The sequence below is a fragment of the Vallicoccus soli genome, assembly GCF_003594885.1.
Taxonomy (GTDB): domain Bacteria; phylum Actinomycetota; class Actinomycetes; order Motilibacterales; family Motilibacteraceae; genus Vallicoccus; species Vallicoccus soli.
In genome coordinates, this window is record NZ_QZEZ01000007.1 from 69,119 (window position 1) to 87,096 (window position 17,978).

15 protein-coding genes are annotated in these 17,978 nt (G+C 77.1%); 6 read left to right on the plus strand and 9 right to left on the minus strand.

The genetic code is table 11. The features are described from left to right. Nucleotides 1-97: 97 nt before the first annotated feature. Entirely contained in the window at nt 98-1,036 is a 939-nt protein-coding gene (locus D5H78_RS14455) for an exopolyphosphatase (RefSeq protein ID WP_119951206.1), read from the minus strand. Nucleotides 1,037-1,393: 357 nt separating this feature from the next. Between D5H78_RS14455 and D5H78_RS14460 the strand changes: the two genes are divergently transcribed. Both D5H78_RS14460 and D5H78_RS14465 read left to right on the plus strand, forming a co-directional pair. Beyond that, a complete protein-coding gene (locus D5H78_RS14460; protein WP_218566640.1) occupies nt 1,394-5,506 on the plus strand; it encodes a 3-keto-alpha-glucoside-1,2-lyase-like domain-containing protein in 4,113 nt (1,370 codons plus the stop codon). A gap of 188 nt (nt 5,507-5,694) precedes the next feature. Further along, a complete protein-coding gene (locus D5H78_RS14465) occupies nt 5,695-6,159 on the plus strand; it encodes a DUF2382 domain-containing protein (protein ID WP_119951207.1) in 465 nt (154 codons plus the stop codon). 50 nt (nt 6,160-6,209) lie between these two features. On the opposite strand, the gene D5H78_RS14470 is transcribed toward D5H78_RS14465, so the two are convergent. From D5H78_RS14470 to D5H78_RS20320, 5 genes are all read right to left on the minus strand, one after another. After that, complete coding sequence (locus D5H78_RS14470) at nt 6,210-7,493, minus strand: ABC transporter permease (RefSeq protein ID WP_119951208.1); 1,284 nt, start codon at nt 7,491-7,493, stop codon at nt 6,210-6,212. Then, nucleotides 7,490-8,401 carry an ABC transporter ATP-binding protein gene (locus D5H78_RS14475; RefSeq protein ID WP_119951209.1) on the minus strand — a complete coding sequence of 304 codons (912 nt, stop codon included), beginning with the start codon at nt 8,399-8,401 and terminating at the stop codon, nt 7,490-7,492. The genes D5H78_RS14470 and D5H78_RS14475 overlap by 4 nt, the downstream gene beginning before the upstream one ends. A 104-nt stretch (nt 8,402-8,505) precedes the next feature. Continuing rightward, a complete protein-coding gene (locus tag D5H78_RS14480) occupies nt 8,506-9,192 on the minus strand; it encodes a response regulator (RefSeq protein WP_119951357.1) in 687 nt (228 codons plus the stop codon). Then, nucleotides 9,189-10,532, minus strand: a complete 1,344-nt coding sequence (locus D5H78_RS14485) for a sensor histidine kinase (RefSeq protein ID WP_218566641.1) — start codon at nt 10,530-10,532, stop codon at nt 9,189-9,191. The genes D5H78_RS14480 and D5H78_RS14485 overlap by 4 nt, the downstream gene beginning before the upstream one ends. A gap of 9 nt (nt 10,533-10,541) precedes the next feature. Then, a complete protein-coding gene (locus D5H78_RS20320) occupies nt 10,542-12,872 on the minus strand; it encodes a putative bifunctional diguanylate cyclase/phosphodiesterase (protein WP_119951210.1) in 2,331 nt (776 codons plus the stop codon). Nucleotides 12,873-12,929: 57 nt separating this feature from the next. On the opposite strand from D5H78_RS20320, the gene D5H78_RS14495 reads away from it, so the two are divergent. After that, a complete protein-coding gene (locus D5H78_RS14495; RefSeq protein WP_119951211.1) occupies nt 12,930-13,763 on the plus strand; it encodes an SGNH/GDSL hydrolase family protein in 834 nt (277 codons plus the stop codon). Between the two features lies 1 nt (nt 13,764). Further along, nucleotides 13,765-14,616, plus strand: a complete 852-nt coding sequence (locus D5H78_RS14500; RefSeq protein WP_119951212.1) for an Fpg/Nei family DNA glycosylase — start codon at nt 13,765-13,767, stop codon at nt 14,614-14,616. 12 nt (nt 14,617-14,628) lie between these two features. Here the strand turns inward: D5H78_RS14500 and D5H78_RS14505 are convergent, their stop codons facing one another. The 3 genes from D5H78_RS14505 to D5H78_RS14515 form a co-directional block, all read right to left on the minus strand. After that, nucleotides 14,629-15,477 carry an ABC transporter permease gene (locus tag D5H78_RS14505; protein ID WP_119951213.1) on the minus strand — a complete coding sequence of 283 codons (849 nt, stop codon included), beginning with the start codon at nt 15,475-15,477 and terminating at the stop codon, nt 14,629-14,631. Continuing rightward, nucleotides 15,474-16,433 (minus strand): ATP-binding cassette domain-containing protein, encoded by a 960-nt coding sequence (locus D5H78_RS14510; RefSeq protein WP_119951214.1) that lies wholly within the window; start codon nt 16,431-16,433, stop codon nt 15,474-15,476. Before D5H78_RS14510 ends, D5H78_RS14505 begins: the two co-directional genes overlap by 4 nt. Nucleotides 16,434-16,502: 69 nt before the next feature. Then, a complete protein-coding gene (locus D5H78_RS14515; protein ID WP_119951215.1) occupies nt 16,503-16,985 on the minus strand; it encodes a YflT domain-containing protein in 483 nt (160 codons plus the stop codon). A 150-nt stretch (nt 16,986-17,135) separates the two neighbouring features. Between D5H78_RS14515 and D5H78_RS14520 the strand changes: the two genes are divergently transcribed. Beyond that, entirely contained in the window at nt 17,136-17,345 is a 210-nt protein-coding gene (locus D5H78_RS14520; RefSeq protein WP_119951216.1) for a hypothetical protein, read from the plus strand. A 74-nt stretch (nt 17,346-17,419) separates the two neighbouring features. Then, entirely contained in the window at nt 17,420-17,905 is a 486-nt protein-coding gene (locus D5H78_RS19825; protein WP_218566642.1) for a PGPGW domain-containing protein, read from the plus strand. Nucleotides 17,906-17,978 lie beyond the last annotated feature (73 nt).

Genomic DNA, 17,978 nt, shown 5'->3' on the forward strand with positions numbered 1-17,978 from the left:
TGCTGACCGCGGGACGGTAACCCGCCGCCGGGGCCCCTACCAAGGGGTGCCACCGGATCGCCACCGCCCCTTCCGCCGCGGCGCCACCCGGCGGGGGTCAGACCGTGACCGCCGCCGGCTGCGCGAGCCCCGCGACGACCTCGGCGAGCACCGCGTCGGCGTCCTCGTGCGGCACCTGGCAGGTGCCCGCGGCGAGGTGGCCGCCGCCGCCGTACCGCAGGCAGACCGCGCCCACGTCGACCGGCGAGCTGCGGTCGATGATCGACTTGCCCACCGCGAGCACGGTGTTCTGCTTCTGCTTGCCCCAGAGGACGTGCACCGAGACGCGGGCCTGGGGGAAGAGCGCGTACACGACGAACCGGTTGCCGGCGTGCACGACCTCCTCGCCGCGCAGGTCGACCACGACGACGTCGCCGACGACGCGGCTGACCCGCCAGAGCTGGGCGACGAACGCGTCGTGCTGGGCGCGGTAGAGCTGCGCGCGCTCGGCGACGTCCGGCAGCGCCAGGATGGCCTCGACGTCCTGGTGCTCGATGACGGCGTCGATGAGCTGCATCATCAGCTGGTAGTTCGAGATGCGGAAGTCGCGGAAGCGGCCGAGGCCGGTGCGGCTGTCCATGAGGAAGTTGAGCAGGGTCCAGCCGGTCGGGGCGAGGACCTCGTGCAGCTGGTACTGCGCGGAGTCCGCGCGGTCGACCGCCTCCATGAGCTCGGCCGAGACCTGCGGGAACGTGGCCGCGCCGCCGAAGTGGTCGTAGACCACCCGCGCCGCGGACGGGGCGTGCACGTCGATGACGTGGTTGGCGGCGCCGCCGCCGGTGCGCAGGCCCTCGGAGTGGTGGTGGTCGAAGACCGTGTGCGCCGCGGGCGCGTACGGCAGGTTCGTGAGGATGTCGCGGTCCGTGATCTCCACGGTGCCGTCCTGGACGTCCTTGGGGTGCACGAAGGTGATCTCGTCGATCAGCCCGAGGTGGCGGAGCAGGACCGCGCAGACGAGCCCGTCGAAGTCGGACCGCGTCACGAGGCGGTGGGTCACGGGGGTCCTCCCGGTGCGGTGGTGCCGCCCGGGCTGGACGGCGTCCGTCCCATCGGCAGCCCGGCGGCCCGGCTTGAGCCGCGGCGAGCCGGCGCGCGGGCGGGCCCGCGGGCCGCGCTGCGCCCGTCCTGCCCCGGTCTGGGCACCGCCTGATCGTGCCGTGCTCCGAAAGCACAGTCGGGCTTCGACCTTTCACGGGACGAAGTCCTTCCTCGGGCGGTCCCAAGGCCCTAGCGTCCTCCCCGAACACCGACCCCCGGGGGAGGAGCGCCGTCCGCGACGCCGCGGCCGCACCCGGGGACACGCTCGAGGAGGAGCATGCGATCCACCGCACGAGGACGCGGTACGAGGGGGGCGGTGGGCCTGCTCGGGCTCGCGCTGCTCGGCACCTCGGCCACCGCCGTCCTGCCGACCGCCGCGCAGGCGGCGGGCAGCGCCGCGCTCGACCGGCCGGCCGCGTCGGCCCCGGGGGCCGCCGCCGCGGCCGACCTGCCGGACCAGGAGCCGGGGGTGACCCTGCGGACGTACCAGCTGGGCCAAGCCCTGGACAGGCTGTGCGTCCTCAAGGACGGCCAGACCCCCAACGTCGACAAGCGGATGCCGGTCGTCGACTGGACGACGGCCGAGCAGTTCGGCGCCGAGGACAACTTCGTCTCCGAGGTGCGGGGCAACCTGCACGTGCCCGCGGACGGCGAGTACGCCTTCCGCCTCGTCAGCGACGACGGCTCGCGCCTGTCGATCGACGGGCAGGTCGTGGTCGACCACGACGGCCTGCACGGGGCGGAGCCCAAGGACGGGACCACCACCCTCACCGCCGGGCCCCACGCGCTGGCGATCGACTTCTTCGAGGCCGGGTACGGCCAGCAGCTCACCCTGCAGTGGCGCCCGCCCGGCGCCGCGGGCTTCACCCTCGTCCCCGAGTCCGCCCTGAGCACCGACGCCGGCGTCGTGCGGGTCGTCGCGCCCGGGACGAAGTACTGCGAGGGCGCCACCGACACCGCCGGCGACGGCCTGCGCCTCGACGCGGTCAACCCGATGTACGACCTGCTCGACCTGCGGCCCGGCGGCTTCGAGCCCATGGTCGCGGCGATGGAGTTCGTCGGCGACGACCTCTACGTCGTCACCTCGGGCGCGGTGAGCCCCGCGGGCCCGCCGGAGGACCCCACGCCGGGCGAGGTGTTCCTCCTCGAGGGCGCGGCGACCGCGGACAGCCCCGACGACGTCGTGCCGGTGAAGGTCGCCAGCGACCTGCTCAACCCGATGGGCATCGACCACGTCGACGGCTCGCTCTACCTCTCCGAGCGGGACCGGCTGACGAAGCTGGTGCCGGACGGCGACGACCCGGACGAGCTGCTCGACCACGAGACCGTCGCCGAGTGGCCGTACGGCGGGAACTTCCACGAGTTCGCGTTCGGCCTCGAGCACGACGCGGAGAGCTTCTACGTCAGCCTGTCGGTCGCCATCGACTTCGGCGGCGCCACGACGAACCCGCAGCCGGGCGGGCCGGACCGCGGCACGACGATCAAGGTCGACCGCGACACGGGGGAGATCACGTACGTCGCCGGCGGCCTGCGCACGCCGAACGGCATGGGCTGGGGCCCGGGCGGCGAGCTCTTCGTCATGGACAACCAGGGCGGCTGGCTGCCGTCCTCGAAGATGGTCCGGATCGAGCAGGACCGCTTCTTCAACCACTACCAGAACCCGGCCGGGAGGTTCGAGTCCCAGCCGGTCACCCCGCCGGTGCTGTGGCTGCCGCAGAACGAGATCGGCAACTCCCCGAGCAACCCGGTGATGCTGCAGGAGGGCCCGTTCGCCGGGCAGATGGTCTTCGGCGACGTCACCTACGGCGGCCTGCAGCGCGCGTACCTGGAGAAGGTCGGCGACGACTACCAGGGCGCGGTGTTCCGGCACTCCGCGGGCCTCGAGGCGGGCATCAACCGCACCGTCCTCGGCCCCGACGGGTCCCTCTACGTCGGCGGCATCGGCGAGGCCGGCAACTGGAGCGAGCCGGGCAAGCTCAAGTACGGCCTGCAGAAGCTGCGGCCGAACGGCACGAGCGTCTTCGACATCCAGAAGGTCGAGGTCACCGAGACCGGCTTCGACCTGACGTACACCGAGCCGCTGTCCGACGACACGGTCGACGGCATCGCCGGCGCCTACCGCGCCCAGCACTGGCGCTACGTGCCGACGCCCGCGTACGGCGGCCCGAAGGTCGACGAGGAGGTCCTGCCGGTGACGGCGGCCCGCGTCTCGGCCGACCGGCGCACGGTGTCGATCGACGTCGAGGGCCTCGAGCCCGGCCGCGTCGTGCACCTGCGCTCGCCGCGCTCCTTCACCTCGCAGGACGGCGAGGAGCTGTGGAGCACCGAGGCCTGGTACACGCTGAACACGCTGCCCGGCTACGTGCCGCCGCCGGACCTCGGCTACTACGAGGCCGAGGAGGCCGCCCTCGCCGGCGGCGCGGGCGTCACCACCGAGCACAACGGCTACTCCGGCGCCGGCTTCGTCGACGGCTTCCTCAACCCCGGCGCCTCGGTGACGTTCACGGCGAAGGCCGAGCGGGGCGGCGTGCAGCCGGTCCACCTGCGCTACGCGAACGGCCCCAACCCGTTCACGGGCACCAAGACCGTCTCGGTCGTCGTCAACGGCACCGAGGTGGAGCCGTGGGCGCTGCCCAGCACCCGGGACTGGCAGGCGTGGGGGGTCGCCACCCGCCAGCTCGACCTGCGGGAGGGCACCAACACGATCACCGTCCGCTTCGACCAGGGCGACGACGGCAACGTGAACCTCGACGCCCTGCGCGTCGGCGCCACCCTGGACACCTGCGCCCCGACGCCGGCCGAGGCGGGCTGGACCAGCCTCTTCGACGGCACGCTGGCCAGCTTCACCGCCTGGCGGCACGCGGGCGACGGCTCCTTCGGGCGCCAGGACGACTGCACCCTGCGCACCAGCGGCGGCCTCGGCCTGCTCTGGTACGAGCCGCAGGAGTTCGAGGACTACGCGCTGCGGCTGGACTGGAAGCTCGTCAAGGACGACAACGGCGGCGTCTTCGTCGGCTTCCCGAACCCCGGCGAGGACCCGTGGGTCGCGGTCGACCAGGGCTACGAGGTGCAGATCGACGCCACCGACGCGGACGACCGCACCACCGGCGCCATCTACACGTTCCAGGGCGCGGACCTCGCCAAGGTCGAGGAGGCGCTCGAGCCCGTCGGCCGGTGGAACGCGTACGAGATCCGGGTCGAGGGCCAGCGCATCCAGGTGCTGCTCAACGGCGTGCTGGTCAACGACTTCACCAGCACCGACCCCGCGCGCGACCTCGCGGGCTTCGTCGGCGTCCAGAACCACGGGGGCGGCGAGACGGTCTCCTACCGCAACATCCGCATCCAGCCGCTCGGCGACGCCGACGTGACGGCGCCGACGGTGTCGGTCGCCACCGCGCCGGCGGAGCCCACCGGCACGGGCGGCTGGTGGACCGGGCCGGTGACGGTGACCGCCACGGCGCAGGACGCGGTGGACCCGTCGCCCGCGCTCGAGGTGTCGACCGACGGCACCACCTGGGCGCCGTACGCCCCCGTCGAGGTCACCGAGGACGGCGAGCGCACGCTCCGGTTCCGGGCGACGGACAGCGCGGGCAACGTCTCCGAGCCCGAGCAGGTCGTCGTCAAGGTCGACCGGACCGCGCCGGTCGCCGCGCTCGTCGGCGGCCCGAGCGGCACGGTGCCGGCCGGGCAGGTCCCGGCCGCGCCGACCTGCGAGGCGTCGGACGCGACCAGCGGGCTCGCCGGCTGCGAGGTCACCGGCTACAGCACCGAGGTCGGCCAGCACGTCCTGCGGGCCACGGCGACCGACCGGGCCGGGCTCACCACGACGGTGACCCGCGCCTACGCGGTCGCGGCGGTGGGCGGCCTGCCGGCCGCGCCGACCAAGGTCAAGGCCGTCGCGGCCGACGGGTCCGCGCGGGTCACCTGGGCGGCGCCGAAGCACCGGGGCGGCTTCACGGTCACCGCCACCCCGGGCGGGGCGACCTGCACCAGCCCGTCCGCGCGCACCTGCGTGGTCACCGGCCTGGTCAACGGCACCTCGTACACCTTCACGGTGGTCGCGAACAGCCCGGCCGGCCCCTCGGCGCCGTCGGCTCCGTCGGTCCCGGTCACGCCGTCGTGGCGCCCGGGCACCCCCGGCAAGGTCTCGCTCGCCGTGTCGGCGAAGGCGTCCTGCGCCGGCGGCCGGGCCGTGCTCGCGGTCCACGTCGTCAACAAGGAGGCCGTCAAGGCCGACGTGCGGATCACCACCCCGCTCGGCGAGGTCAAGGTGACCGGTCTCGCGCCGGGCGCCGCGCACCAGCAGCGGTTCCGCGGGACGTCGGCGACCCTCGCCGGCGGCACCGCGAGCATCGCGGGCTACACCTGGCGCGGCGGCACGGGGCACTACGCCGTCTACCAGGCCGGCTACGCCGGGACCGCCTGCTGACGCGGTCCCCGCGCGGGTGAGGGGAGCCCGGGACCGGCCGCGCCGGTCCCGGGCTCCTCGCGTCCGGGCCCGCCCGCCCCGGCGCCCCCCGGGCCGCTGCGCCGTCCCGGGCCGGCCGGCGGGGTTCGGGCCGCCCGTCGCGGGCACGACCGCACGGCACACGGAGGCGACGAGCGGAGGTCGGGACGATGGCGGACGGTCCACGGACGGACGAGCACGGGGCGCAGGGGCAGGGCGCGGTCGTGGAGCTGCGCGAGGAGCGCGCGGTCGTCGACGTGACCCGGGTGCCGGCCGAGCGGGTGCGCTGGGGCAAGCGCGTCGTCGTCGAGGAGCGGACCGTCGTCGTGCGCCTGCGGCGCGAGGAGTTCTTCCTCGAGCGCGAGCGGCTCGACGGCGGCCGCACCGCGGGGGAGGCGCTCCCGGGCGCCGGGCAGGGCGCCGACGAGGGCCCGCGCGGCGGCGAGCTGGTCCTGCACGAGGAGCGCGCCGAGGTCGTCGTCACCACCGTCCCCGTCGAGCGGGTCCGCGTCGCCGTGGACCGGCAGGTGGTGGACTCCCGGCTCGAGGTGGAGCTGCGCCGCGAGGAGGCCGAGCTCGTCGAGGACGGGCTCGTGGACGGGCCGGACGCCGTACGGGGCGGCGGGACCCGCTGAGGGTCCCGCCGCCCCGCCCCGCGCCCCGCGCCCCCGCGGGGGCGGGCCGGCTAGCGGTCGCGGCCCGCGGCGGCCCAGGCCCCGCGCCAGGACGAGCGCGTGCGCGTCTGCAGCAGCGAGCCCTGGTAGAGCCGCGCCGCCAGCGCCACGAGCAGCACCGCGGTGAGCGCCACGAGCCCGGCCGAGGCCACGCCCTCCCACCAGGCCGCGTCCCCGGTGAGCAGCCGGCGCGGCATGGTGAACGGCGCCGAGAACGGCACCCAGGAGGCGACCACGAGCGCGGGGCCCGTGGCGTACACCGCGACGAAGAACGGCACGAGCACGACCGCCTGCAGCGGCAGCGTCGTGGACTGCAGGTCCTCCTGGCGCGAGGCCAGCGCGCCCGCCGCCGCCCAGACGCAGGCGAGCATGAGGAAGCCGAGCAGGAAGAAGACGAGGAACCACGGCGACGAGGTCGCGATGAGCGACACGAGCTCGCCCTGCCCGGCCACCGAGGCGGCGAGCATGCCGACGCCGACGAGCAGCACGAGCTGGGCGACGGCGAGCACCGTGTTGCCGAGGACCTTGCCCGCGAGCAGCGCGCGCATCGGCACCGCCGCCACGAGCAGCTCGACCACCCGGCTCTGCTTCTCCTCGGTGACGCTCTGGGCGATGCCCATGCCGAAGAGGAACACCGAGTAGAACAGCAGCACCGAGAACGCGATCGACAGCACGAGGGCGCGGCCCTCCTCGCCGTCCGGGTCGAGCAGCCGCTCGCCGACGGGGGTGCCGGCGAGCAGCTCCTGGCGCTCCTGGGCGGACGCGCCGAGGTCCTGCAGGCCCGCGTCGAGCTGGGCGGTGGCGACCGCCTGGCGCAGCAGGGTCGCCGCGCCGTCGGGGACGGCGGTGTCGCCGACGAGCTCGTACGAGCCCCCGCCGCCCGCCGGCAGCAGCGCCACGTCGGCGTCGCCCTCGTCGAGCGCCGCCTCCGCGGCGCGGGCGTCCGCGGCGTCCACGACGGTGAAGCGCGGGTCGGCGTCCTCGCCCTCGGGGGCTGCGGCGGCCGAGGCCGCGTCCGCCGCCTCGACGGCGGCGCGCCCGCCCGCGTCGGTCACCGCGACCTCGTACCGCTCGGGGCCCCCGCCCCCGATGAGGGCCTGGATGCCGATCCCCCCGACGATGATGACGAGGGTGAAGGCCAGCGAGGCGAGGAAGGCCTTGTCCCGCAGCTTGGCGGCGACCTCCCGCTCGGCGACGATGCGCACGGCGCGCGAGCCGCTGCCGCGGCCCCCGGGGGCCGGGGGCCGGGGGGCGGTGCCGCCCGCGGTGCCCGTGGCGGTGGCGGTGGTGGTCATCGGACGACCTCCCGGAAGAGCTCGGCGAGGGTGGGGACGACGGGGGTGAACTCGCGGACGGTGCCGGCCTCGAGCGCCCGGCGCAGCAGCTCCTGCTCCTGCGCGCGCAGGACCCCGGGGTCCGCGTCGGTGAGGGTCGGCAGCTCCACGAGCGCGCGGGGGCCGTCGACGTCGAGGACGTCGAGCCCGGGCACCCCCCGGAGCCAGCCGGCGTCGGGCTCGACCGTGAGGCGGTAGCGGGCGCGGGCGTGCGCGCGGCGCAGGCCCTGCGCGTCGCCCGCGGCGACGACCCGCCCGCTGTCGACGATGACCACCTCGTCGCAGAGCCGCTCGACGAGCTCGAGCTGGTGGCTGGAGAACAGCACCGGCACGCCCGCCGCGGCCCGCTCGCGCAGGATGCCCGCCATCGCGTCGACCGCCAGCGGGTCCAGGCCGCTGAACGGCTCGTCGAGCACGAGCAGCACCGGGTCGTGGACCAGCGCGGCGGCCACCTGCACGCGCTGCTGGTTGCCCAGGCTGAGGGCGTCGAGCTTGTCGCCGGCGCGCTCGCCGAGCCCGAGGGCCTCCAGCAGCTCCTCCGCGCGGCGCCGCGCCTCGGCGTCGTCGACGCCGTGCAGCCGGGCGAGGAAGACGAGCTGGTCGCGCAGCGGCATCTTGGGGTAGAGCCCGCGCTCCTCCGGCATGTAGCCGAAGCCCTGGCGCACCGCGAGGTCCAGGGGGGCGCCCTCCCAGCGCACCTCGCCGGAGTCCGCGCCGGTGACGCCGAGGACGATCCGCATCGTCGTCGTCTTGCCCGCGCCGTTGGCGCCGACGAAGCCGGTCATCGTGCCGGGGCGCACCCGGAAGGACACCCGGTCGAGGGCGGTCACCTCCCCGAACCGCTTGCTCACCTGGTCGAGCTCGAGCACCGCTCCTCCTCGCGTCGTCCGCACGCCGCGGGTCCGTCCGCAGCACCCCCGACGCTAGGCGCGGGCCCCCTCCCGGGCGTCCGCCCGCGGGATGGACCTCGGGGTCATCCCGGGGGATGACCCCCGTCCGCCGCGCCGGGCGCGACGAGTCCGGTCTCGTACGCGAAGACCACCGCCTGGACCCGGTCACGCAGCCCGAGCTTGGTGAGCAGGCGCGAGACGTGGGTCTTCACGGTCGCCTCGCCGAGCACGAGCAGCGCGGCGATCTCGGCGTTGGTGCAGCCGCGCGCGACGTGCACGAGGACCTCGCGCTCGCGCTCTGTCAGCCGCTCGTGCAGGTCGGGGCGGGCCGCGCGCCCGGGCCGGCCGGCGAACCGCTCGATGACCCGGCGGGTGACCGCCGGTGCCAGCAGCGCCTCGCCGCGCGCGACGACGCGCACCGCCGCGACGAGGTCCTCGGGCACCGCGTTCTTGAGCAGGAAGCCGCTGGCGCCCGCCTCCAGCGCGGCGAACAGGTAGTCGTCGCGGTCGAACGTCGTGAGCACGATGACCGCGCACCCGGGGTCCTGCACGACCTGGCGGGTGGCGGCGAGGCCGTCGGTGCCGGGCATCTGCACGTCCATGAGCACCACGTCGGGGCGCAGCGCGCGGGCGGCGGCGACGGCCTGGTCGCCGTCGGCGGCCTCCCCGACGACCTCGAGGTCGTCCTCGGTGCCGAGGATCATCCGGAAGCCGGCGCGCACGAGGTCCTGGTCGTCCGCGAGGAGGACGCGCACGGGGGCGGGGCTCACGGGACCACCGCCGGAGCGGCCGGGGCGGTCCCCGGCCCGCCGGAGCCCTCGGGGGGCGCGGCGAACCGGGCGCGCACCCGCCACCCGCCCTCGGGGCGGGGCCCCACCTCGAGCTGCCCGTCGTGCAGCCCGACGCGCTCGCGCATCCCCACCAGCCCCAGCCCGGAGCCCTCCGGCCGGCGCCGGGTGGGCACCGTGGGGCGCCCGTCGTCGACGACCTCCACCTCGAGCTCGTCGGCGAGCCACCGCACGCGCACCAGGGCGTGCCGGGCGGCCGCGTGCTTGACGACGTTCGTCAGCGCCTCCTGCACCACGCGGTAGGCCGAGACCGAGACCGACGGGGGCACCGGGCGCGGCGCCCCCACCACCGCCAGCTCCACGTCGACGGCGCCGGCGCTGCGCGCCACGAGGTCGGGCAGCCGCTCCAGCCCCGGGGCCGGCTCGACGCCGCCCTCCGAGCGCAGGACGCCCAGCAGGCGGCGCATCTCCTCCACCGCGGCGCGGCTGCTGCGCTCGATGAGGCCGATGGTCTCGCGGGCGCGCTCCGGGTCGCGGTCGAGCACCCGCCGCGCGGCGCCGGCCTGCACGCCCATGACGCTCACGTGGTGCGCGACGACGTCGTGCAGCTCGCGGGCGATGCGCAGCCGCTCCTCCAGCACGGCCCGCCGCTCGCTGCGCTCGCGGGTCGCCCGCAGCTCGTCGGCGACCGCCGTCAGCTCGGCCCGCTGCCGTGCCGAGCGCCAGGCCGCGTCGCCGAAGACCCAGGCGGCGGAGAAGTACGCGACGTTGAGCAGCAGGCCGTACGCGACCGACGCGGTGAGCGGCGGCAGCGCGCCGCGCTGCTCCCCGGACAGGTCGAGCGACGCCTCGGCCCAGGCGGTCTGGGACAGCGCGATCCCGAACCAGCAGAACATGGCGACCACGACGACCACCCGGGTCGCCAGGCCCGCGCGCCGGTCGCGGGCCCAGGCGCCGGCGGTGTAGAGCGCGGAGAAGAGGGCGACCGAGGTCATCGTGCCCTCGGGGACGTACCGGGCCTGCAGGGCGATGAAGACCGTGGCGACGACCGCGAGCACCGTGAGCGGCGCCCGCCGCCGCACGCAGAGCGGCAGGCAGACCGCGAGCACCCACGCCGTCTGCTCGGCGGTGGAGGGGTAGGGGCCGAACTCCACGCCGGTGCTGCGCGCCAGCTCCAGCGACACCTGCCCGCCCGCGGCCACGAGCAGGCCGAGGATGACGTCGGCGCGCTGCTCGGCCCGCGTCGGGCCCGGCCGCCGCCACTCCCCGTCGCCGGTGCCGTCCTCCCGCGCCCGCAGCGCGTCCACGTCGCGACCGTCCACGCCCCGACCCTAGGGCCGGGCCGCCCCCACGGGCGCCGGGGCGAGCAGCGCGGGGACCTCGGCGGCGGGCACGGCGCGGGAGTACCACCAGCCCTGGGCGTGCGTCGCGCCGAGCCGCGCCAGCTCCGGGAGCAGGGCGGCGTCCTCCACGCCCTCCGCGACGACGTCGAGCCCCAGGTCGCGGCCGACCCGGACGATGGCGCGCAGGAGGGAGGAGAGCTGGGGGTCGGCGCCGTAGGCCTGCACGTAGGAGCGGTCCACCTTGAGCACGTCGAGGGGGAGCCGGCGCAGGTGCCCGATCGAGGTGAACCCGGTGCCGAAGTCGTCGAGGGCGACCCGCACACCGCGCCCGCGCAGCCGCGCCAGCGTCTCGCGCGCCTGCGCCTCGTCGGCCAGCAGCGCGCTCTCGGTGACCTCCAGGGCGAGCAGCTCCGCGGGCAGGCGCGCCGCCGCGAGCGCCGCACCGACGACGTCGTCGAGGTCGCCGGTGGCGAGCTGCAGCGCGCTGAGGTTGACCGCGACGCGGACCGGCGTCCCCGCGGCCCGCCACCGGGCGGCCTGGTGGCAGGCCCGGCGCAGCACCCAGCGGTCCAGCGCGACGACGGCGCCGGTCTCCTCGGCAACGGGCACGAACTCCCCGGGCGGCACGAGCGCGCCGTCGCGGCGCCAGCGCACCAGCGCCTCGACGGCGTCGACGGCCACCACCTCGCCGCCCGGGCCCAGCGTCGCCAGGGGCTGGTAGTGCAGCTCGAGCTCGTCGCCCTCGAGGGCCTCGCGCAGCGCCCGCGCCACCTCGTCGCGGCGCACGACCGCGGCGTGCAGGTCGGGGTGGTAGACGTGGGCCTGGTCCTTGCCGAGCTCCTTGGCGCGGTACATGGCCAGGTCGGCGTCGCGCAGCACCTCGGCCGGGTCCGCGCCGGGGGCGACGACCGCCACGCCCGCGCTGGCGCTGAGGACGGGGCGCAGGCCCCCCACGTCGTACGGGGCGGCGAGCGCCCGGACGAGCCGCGCGGCGACCTCCGCGGCGGCCGGCTCGGGGGCGCGGGCGAGCAGCACGGCGAACTCGTCGCCGCCGAAGCGGGCCACGACGTCCCCGCGCACCTCCCGGCGCAGCCGCTGCGCCGCCTCGACGAGCAGCCGGTCGCCCACGTCGTGCCCGGCGAGGTCGTTGACCTCCTTGAAGCCGTCGAGGTCGAGGAACACCACGGCGCCGGGGACCCGGTGGTCGGCCGCCGCGCCCTGCAGGGCCTCGACGAAGGCGGCCCGGTTGGCCAGGCCGGTCAGGGCGTCGGTGCTGGCGCTGCGCTCCAGGGCGAGCGCGGCCTCCCGGCCCTCCAGGCCCGTGAGGAGGAGGCGCAGCACGACCGCCGCCGAGAGCATCACGGCCATGACGAGCTCCAGCGGCTGCAGGGTCCCCCCGCCGAGCCCGGTGGCCAGCACCTCGACGATCACGGAGACGACGAGCACCCAGGTCATGGCGGGCGTGGCGCCCGCACCCACCCCGCCGCCCGCGCCGCCGCGGGTGCGGGTGATGGGGCGGAACAGGTCCGAGCCCCAGCGGCTCGCGAGGGCCACGACGACCAGGAGCAGGCCGCCGAGGACGTAGCCGGCGGACGCGAGCGGGTCGCGGTCCGCGGCGGCGTACGGGCCCCGGGCGATCGCGCCGGCGAGCATGAGGTCGGCGAAGCTGATGCCGACGAGCGCCACCGCGCCCAGGAGGAGCACGCCGCGGTCGCGCCGCACGCCGAGCCGGGCCGAGGTGAGGCACGCCCCGAGGAGCACGAGGTCGGCGGCGACCATGAGCAGCCCGGTGAGGTAGGTCGCGAACTGCTCGCCGTCGAAGGGCGGCCCCGCCGGGACGTCGTCCCACGCGAGCAGCCCGGCGGCGAGGGCGCCCACCACGCCGTCGAGGGCGGCGCGGGCGAGCACGACCCGGCTCCGCCCGACCCGGGGGAGCCGGAAGACCACGAGCATGGCGCAGGCGTACGGCACCACGGCGAAGCTGCCGACGACCGCGGGCAGCACGTCGAGGTGCTCCGGCAGCGCGCGCGCCGCGAGCCAGCAGCCGGTGCTCGCCGCGCCGACGAGCAGGGTCACCGAGCAGGCCCGCCAGGGCCAGCGGGCCGCGCCCTCGGTCCGCGCCCCGGCGGCCCAAGCGGCGCCCGCGGCCGCGCACCAGGTCAGGACCACGACGAGGGCGCTGCCGCCCCCGCGCAGGTGCTCGCGGGTGGCGGGGGCGAGGCAGGCGGCCGCGTACGCGGAGGTGAGGAGCACGGCGAGGAGCGCCCCCGCGGCCAGGCGCAGCCCGGCGCGGGGCGCCGGCGCAGGGACGGGCTCCACGTCCCCCTCATCGGCCGGCCGGCGGGCGATCTTCACGCCCCGGGGCAGACTGGCCGGGTGACGCGCACCGCCCCGCTCCCGCCCCCCGGCGGCTGGACCCGGTACGTCGCCCTCGGCGACTCGTTCACCGAGGGGCTCAGCGACCCCGCCGAGGACGGGAGGGGCTACCGCGGCTGGGCGGACCGGCTGGCCGGGCACCTCGACGCGCACGCGCGGGCGCGGGGCGGGCCGGGCACCGGGTACGCCAACCTCGCCGTGCGCGGCCGCCTGCTCGGCGCCGTGCTCGACGAGCAGCTGCCCGTGGCCCTGGCGAGCGGCGCGGACCTGGTGAGCCTCGTCGCCGGCGGCAACGACGTGCTGCGTCCCGGCAGCGACGTGGACGCCCTCGCCGAGGCGGTGGAGACCGCCGTCGCCGCCCTGCGCGCCACGGGCGCCGACGTGCTCCTCGCCACCGGCGCCGACCCGCGCGACTCGCCCGTCGTGCGCCGCACGCGGGGGCGGGCGGCGACGTACAACGCGCACCTGTGGTCCGTCGCGGCCCGGCACGGCTGCGCGGTCGTGGACCTGTGGGGCATGCGCGCGCTGCGGGACTGGCGCATGTGGGCCGAGGACCGCATCCACCTGGCGCCCGAGGGGCACCGGAGGGTCGCGCTGCAGGCCGCCGCGGCGCTCGGGCTCGACGTGCCGGACGACGGCTGGCGCGAGCCGCTGCCGCCCGTGCCGCCGCGACCCCGGCTCGAGGGGGCCCGCGAGGACGCGCGCTGGGCCCGGGAGCACCTCGTGCCGTGGGTACGGCGCCGCCTCGCCGGACGCTCGTCGGGGGACGGCCTGGCCCCGAAGCGGCCGGTGCCGCAGGACTGGTCGCGCCCGGCGCTGGACGTGCGGGACTGACGTGCCGGAGGGCGACAGCGTCTGGCGCACGGCCCGCACCCTCGACGCGGTCGCCGGGCGTCGGGTCCTGCGCGGCGACCTGCGCGTGCCCCGGCACGCGACCGCGGACCTGGCCGGCGCCACGGTGCTCGGCACCGGCACCCACGGCAAGCACCTGCTGACCCGCTTCGACGACGGGCGGACCCTGCACACGCACCTGCGCATGGACGGGTCGTGGTCGGTGCTCGGCCCGGGCAAGCGGCTCCCCGGCCGGCTGCTGCCGGACCTGCGGGTGCTCCTCGCCGTCGACGACGGCCGCACGGCCTGCGGGCTGCGCCTGCCCGTGGTCGAGCTGCTGCGCACCGCGGACGAGGCCGAGGTCGTCGGCCACCTCGGTCCGGACCCCCTGCGCGAGGACTGGGACGAGGACGAGGCGGTGCGCCGGCTCACCGCGCGCCCGGAGCGCCCGGTCAAGGCGGCCCTGCTCGACCAGCGGCTCATGGCCGGGATCGGCAACCTCTGGGCGGACGAGACGTGCTTCCTGCGCGGCACCTCCCCGTGGACCCCCGTCGGCGAGGTCGACGTGCGCGGCGCGGTGCGCCTCGCGGCACGGATGCTGCGGGCCTCGATCGCCGACCCGCGCGCCCACCAGGTCACCACCGGTGACCCCCGTCCGGGCCGGGACCACTGGGTCGTCGGCCGGGCGCACGAGCCGTGCCGCCGCTGCGGCACCCCGGTGCGCGTCGTCGCCGAGGTGCCGGGCGACGCCGAGCGCCGCCGCACCTGGTGGTGCCCGCACTGCCAGCCCGGCCCGGGCCCCGACGCCCTGCAGGCCCGCAGCGCCGCCCGGTCCGTCCGGGGCCTCGGCTGCTGAGGGCGCGCGGGGTCAGGCGTCGCGGCGGGCGGTGACGGCGGCCGCCGCCGCGAGGGCGGCCGCGACGTAGGCGCCCAGCACCGCGAGCCCCGCGGCGGGGGGCAGGTAGCCGGGGCGCTCCTGCAGCTGCGTCACCGCCTGGCCGGCCTGGCTCGGCAGCCACGGGCCGACCGCGTCCGCCACGCCCGCCGGGAGCAGGCCGACGAGCACCGGCAGGAGGAACAGCACGACGGTGAGCACGACGACGGCCGCCGCGGAGGAGCGCAGGAGCGCCCCCGCGGCCAGGCCCAGCAGGGCCACCAGGACGAGGTAGGCGCAGGTGCCGAGGACGGCCGCCGGGACGCCGGGAGCGGTCGGCGCGAGGCCCAGCCCCTGGCGGTCGAGCAGGGCGAGCCCGAGCACCGCGCTCGCCGAGGTGGCGAGGAGGACCACCGGAGCGGTGAGGGCGACGAGCAGCAGCGCCTTGCCCGCGAGCAGCGCGCCGCGCTGGGGCACCGCGGTGAGGGTGACCGTGACCAGCCGGGACCCGTGCTCGGCCGTGACGAGCAGCGCGCCCAGCACGCCCAGCGCCACCTGCCCCATGAAGACGCCGCTCAGGGCCTCGGCCACCGGCTCGAGGGCCGCCCGCTCGGCCGGGGTCAGCGCGGACGCGTCCGCGGCGCCGGTGATGGCGGCGGCGATGCCGACCATGATCGCGGCGAAGCTGCCGAGGGCCGCCCAGGTCGAGGGCACGGAGCGGGCCTTGACCCACTCGGCGGCGACGACCCGGCGCAGCTGGGCCGGGCGCCCGCCGCCGGCAGCGCGGGCGAGCGCGGCGGCGTACGGCTGCGCGGGGCGCCCGGGCGCGGACGGCGCGCTCACGCCGCGGCCCGGGCGCCGGCCCGCGGCCCCCGCGGCGCCTCGGGCGCCCGGCCGGGCGCCCCCCGGAACTGCACCGCGCCGCGGGTCAGCCGGAGGTACGCCTCCTCCAGCGTCGCCCGCTGCGGCGACAACTCGAGCAGCGTGACCCGGTGGGCCGCGGCGATCTCCCCGACCTCGTCCGTGCGGGTCCCCCGGACCCGGACCACCTCGCCGCCCTCGGCCCGGGCCGACAGCCCGCGGGCCCGCAGCAGCGTCGCGAAGGCGCCGGCGTCGGGGGTGCGCACGAGCACCCCGCCCTCGTCCGCGGCCTCGACGACCGCGCGCACCGTGGTCTGGGCGACGAGCCGGCCGCGGCCCACGACGACGAGGTCCTCGGCGGTCACCGCCATCTCGCTCATGAGGTGCGACGAGAGCAGCACCGTGCGCCCCTCGGCGGCCAGGCCGCGCAGCAGCTCGCGGATCCAGATGATGCCGTCGGGGTCCAGGCCGTTGACGGGCTCGTCGAGCACGAGCACCGGGGGGTCGCCGAGCAGCGCCGCCGCGATCCCGAGGCGCTGCGCCATGCCGAGGCTGTAGCCGCCCGCCGGGCGCTCGGCCACCGCCTCCAGCCCGCAGAGCCCGAGGACCTCGTCGACCCGCCGGGCGCTGATGCCGTTGCTCCGGGCCAGGGCCAGCAGGTGCGGTCGCGCGCCGCGCCGCGGCGCCACGGCGCGCGCGTCCAGGAGCGCGCCGACGAGGTGCAGGGGCGCGCGGAGCGACGCGTACGGCACCCCCGCGACGAGCGCGGTCCCGCGGTCGGGCCGGTCCAGGCCCAGGAGCACGCGCAGCGACGTGGACTTCCCGGCGCCGTTCGGCCCCAGGAACCCGGTGACCACCCCGGGGCGGGCGGTGAGCGTCAGTCCGTCCACCGCGACGTGGTCGCCGTAGCGCTTGACGACGTCCTCCAGCACGATCACGGCGCCTCCCGCAGCCCGAGGTGCTTCGACGATGGAAACATAAGCGCCCCGGGGGTCGAGCGCCAGCGGTCAGAGGGCGGGGCCGCCCCGCCGGGCGAGCACCTCGCGGGCGCGGTCGGCCTCCGCCCAGGTGCACACCACGTCGTACTTGCTGCTCACGATCTTGCTCGTCGAGGTGAAGTCGCGGCGCCCGCCGGACAGGGCGTGCCCGACGAAGCCGAAGACCGCGCCGAACACCAGGCCGTACAGCACCGCCGCGGCGATGAGGCCGAGGTCGCTCGTCTCGCTCGAGGAGAACAGCGACAGCAGCAGGCCGACGAAGAGCCCGAACCAGGCGCCGCTGCCGGCGCCGGCCAGCGCGGCCCGCCCGCGGGTGAGCCGCCCCCGCACCCGCTCCACCATCCGCAGGTCGGACCCCACGATGCTCACGTGCTGGACGGGGAACTCCTGGTCGGACAGGAAGTCGACGGCGGTCTGGGCCTCGAGGTAGGTGTCGAACGTCCCCACCACCTGGCCGCGCGGGATGTCGGAGTAGAGCTCCTGGGCGGACATGCGTGACCCTCCTGGTCGGTCGTCGTGCGGTGGCCGTGCCGTCGTCGTGCCGTCGTCGTGCCGTCGTGCGGGGTGGTCGCCGGCATGGGCGCGCCCCTGACCGGGCAACGCAGGACCGCACGACGACGATCCCCGACGGGAGGAGCCACCATGCAGATCGACAAGGCCCAGATCCTCGAGCTGCTGCGCGGGCAGGGCGACGAGCAGAGGGCCCAGCAGGCCGACCAGGAGCTGCCGCAGCAGGTCGACACCGACCAGCACGGCGACCTGCTCTCGCGCCTGGGCATCAGCCCGCAGGACCTGATCGCGCGCTTCGCCGGCGGCGGCGGGGGCGGCGGCCTCGGCGGCCTGCTCGGCTGACCCGGCGCTCGCGCCGGGACCCCGCGGCGGCGCGCGGGGTTTCGGCGGGGCCCCGCCGGGCGACCCTGGGGGGCATGCACCTCGTGAAGCGGTTCGCCGCGACCATCGGCGGCGTGGCGCTCCTGGCGGTCGGCGCGGCCATGATGGTCCTGCCGGGCCCCGGCATCCTGCTCATCGTCGCCGGGCTGGCCGTCCTCGCCACCGAGTACGTGTGGGCCCGGCGCCTGCTCGTCAAGGCCCGCGAGCAGGCCGAGAAGGTGCAGGAGGCCGCCGTGGCCTCGCCGCTGCGCACCGCCGGCAGCGTCCTCTTCGCCGTCGGCATGGTCGTGGTCGGCGTGCTCATGCTCGTCGTGGACGACGTCGCGTGGCCGTTCCTGGCCTCGCTGCTCGACCGCGTCTGGGGCCCGGTGACCGGCGGCATCCTCGTCGTGACGGGCCTGGTGCTCGTCACGACCACCTGGATCACGGTCCGCACCGCCCGCGGCGAGGAGACCACCCACACCCAGGGCCGCGTCCCCGGGGCGGACAGCCGCGGCGCGACGCGCTTCCAGGCGTCCTGACCGGTCCCCGCCCCCGGCTGCGCCGCCGCCCGGGCGCGCCCGCACCCGGTGCCCGTGGTGGACTGCGGGGGGA

What these genes read in the sequence shown, in the direction of transcription:
- D5H78_RS14470 (WP_119951208.1), bottom strand. Translation starts at nt 7,493, where the DNA reads ATGACCACCACCGCCACCGCCACGGGCACCGCGGGCGGCACCGCCCCC.
- D5H78_RS19825 (WP_218566642.1), top strand. Translation starts at nt 17,420, where the DNA reads ATGCACCTCGTGAAGCGGTTCGCCGCGACCATCGGCGGCGTGGCGCTC.
- D5H78_RS14465 (WP_119951207.1), top strand. Translation starts at nt 5,695, where the DNA reads ATGGCGGACGGTCCACGGACGGACGAGCACGGGGCGCAGGGGCAGGGC.
- D5H78_RS14515 (WP_119951215.1), bottom strand. Translation starts at nt 16,985, where the DNA reads ATGTCCGCCCAGGAGCTCTACTCCGACATCCCGCGCGGCCAGGTGGTG.
- D5H78_RS14520 (WP_119951216.1), top strand. Translation starts at nt 17,136, where the DNA reads ATGCAGATCGACAAGGCCCAGATCCTCGAGCTGCTGCGCGGGCAGGGC.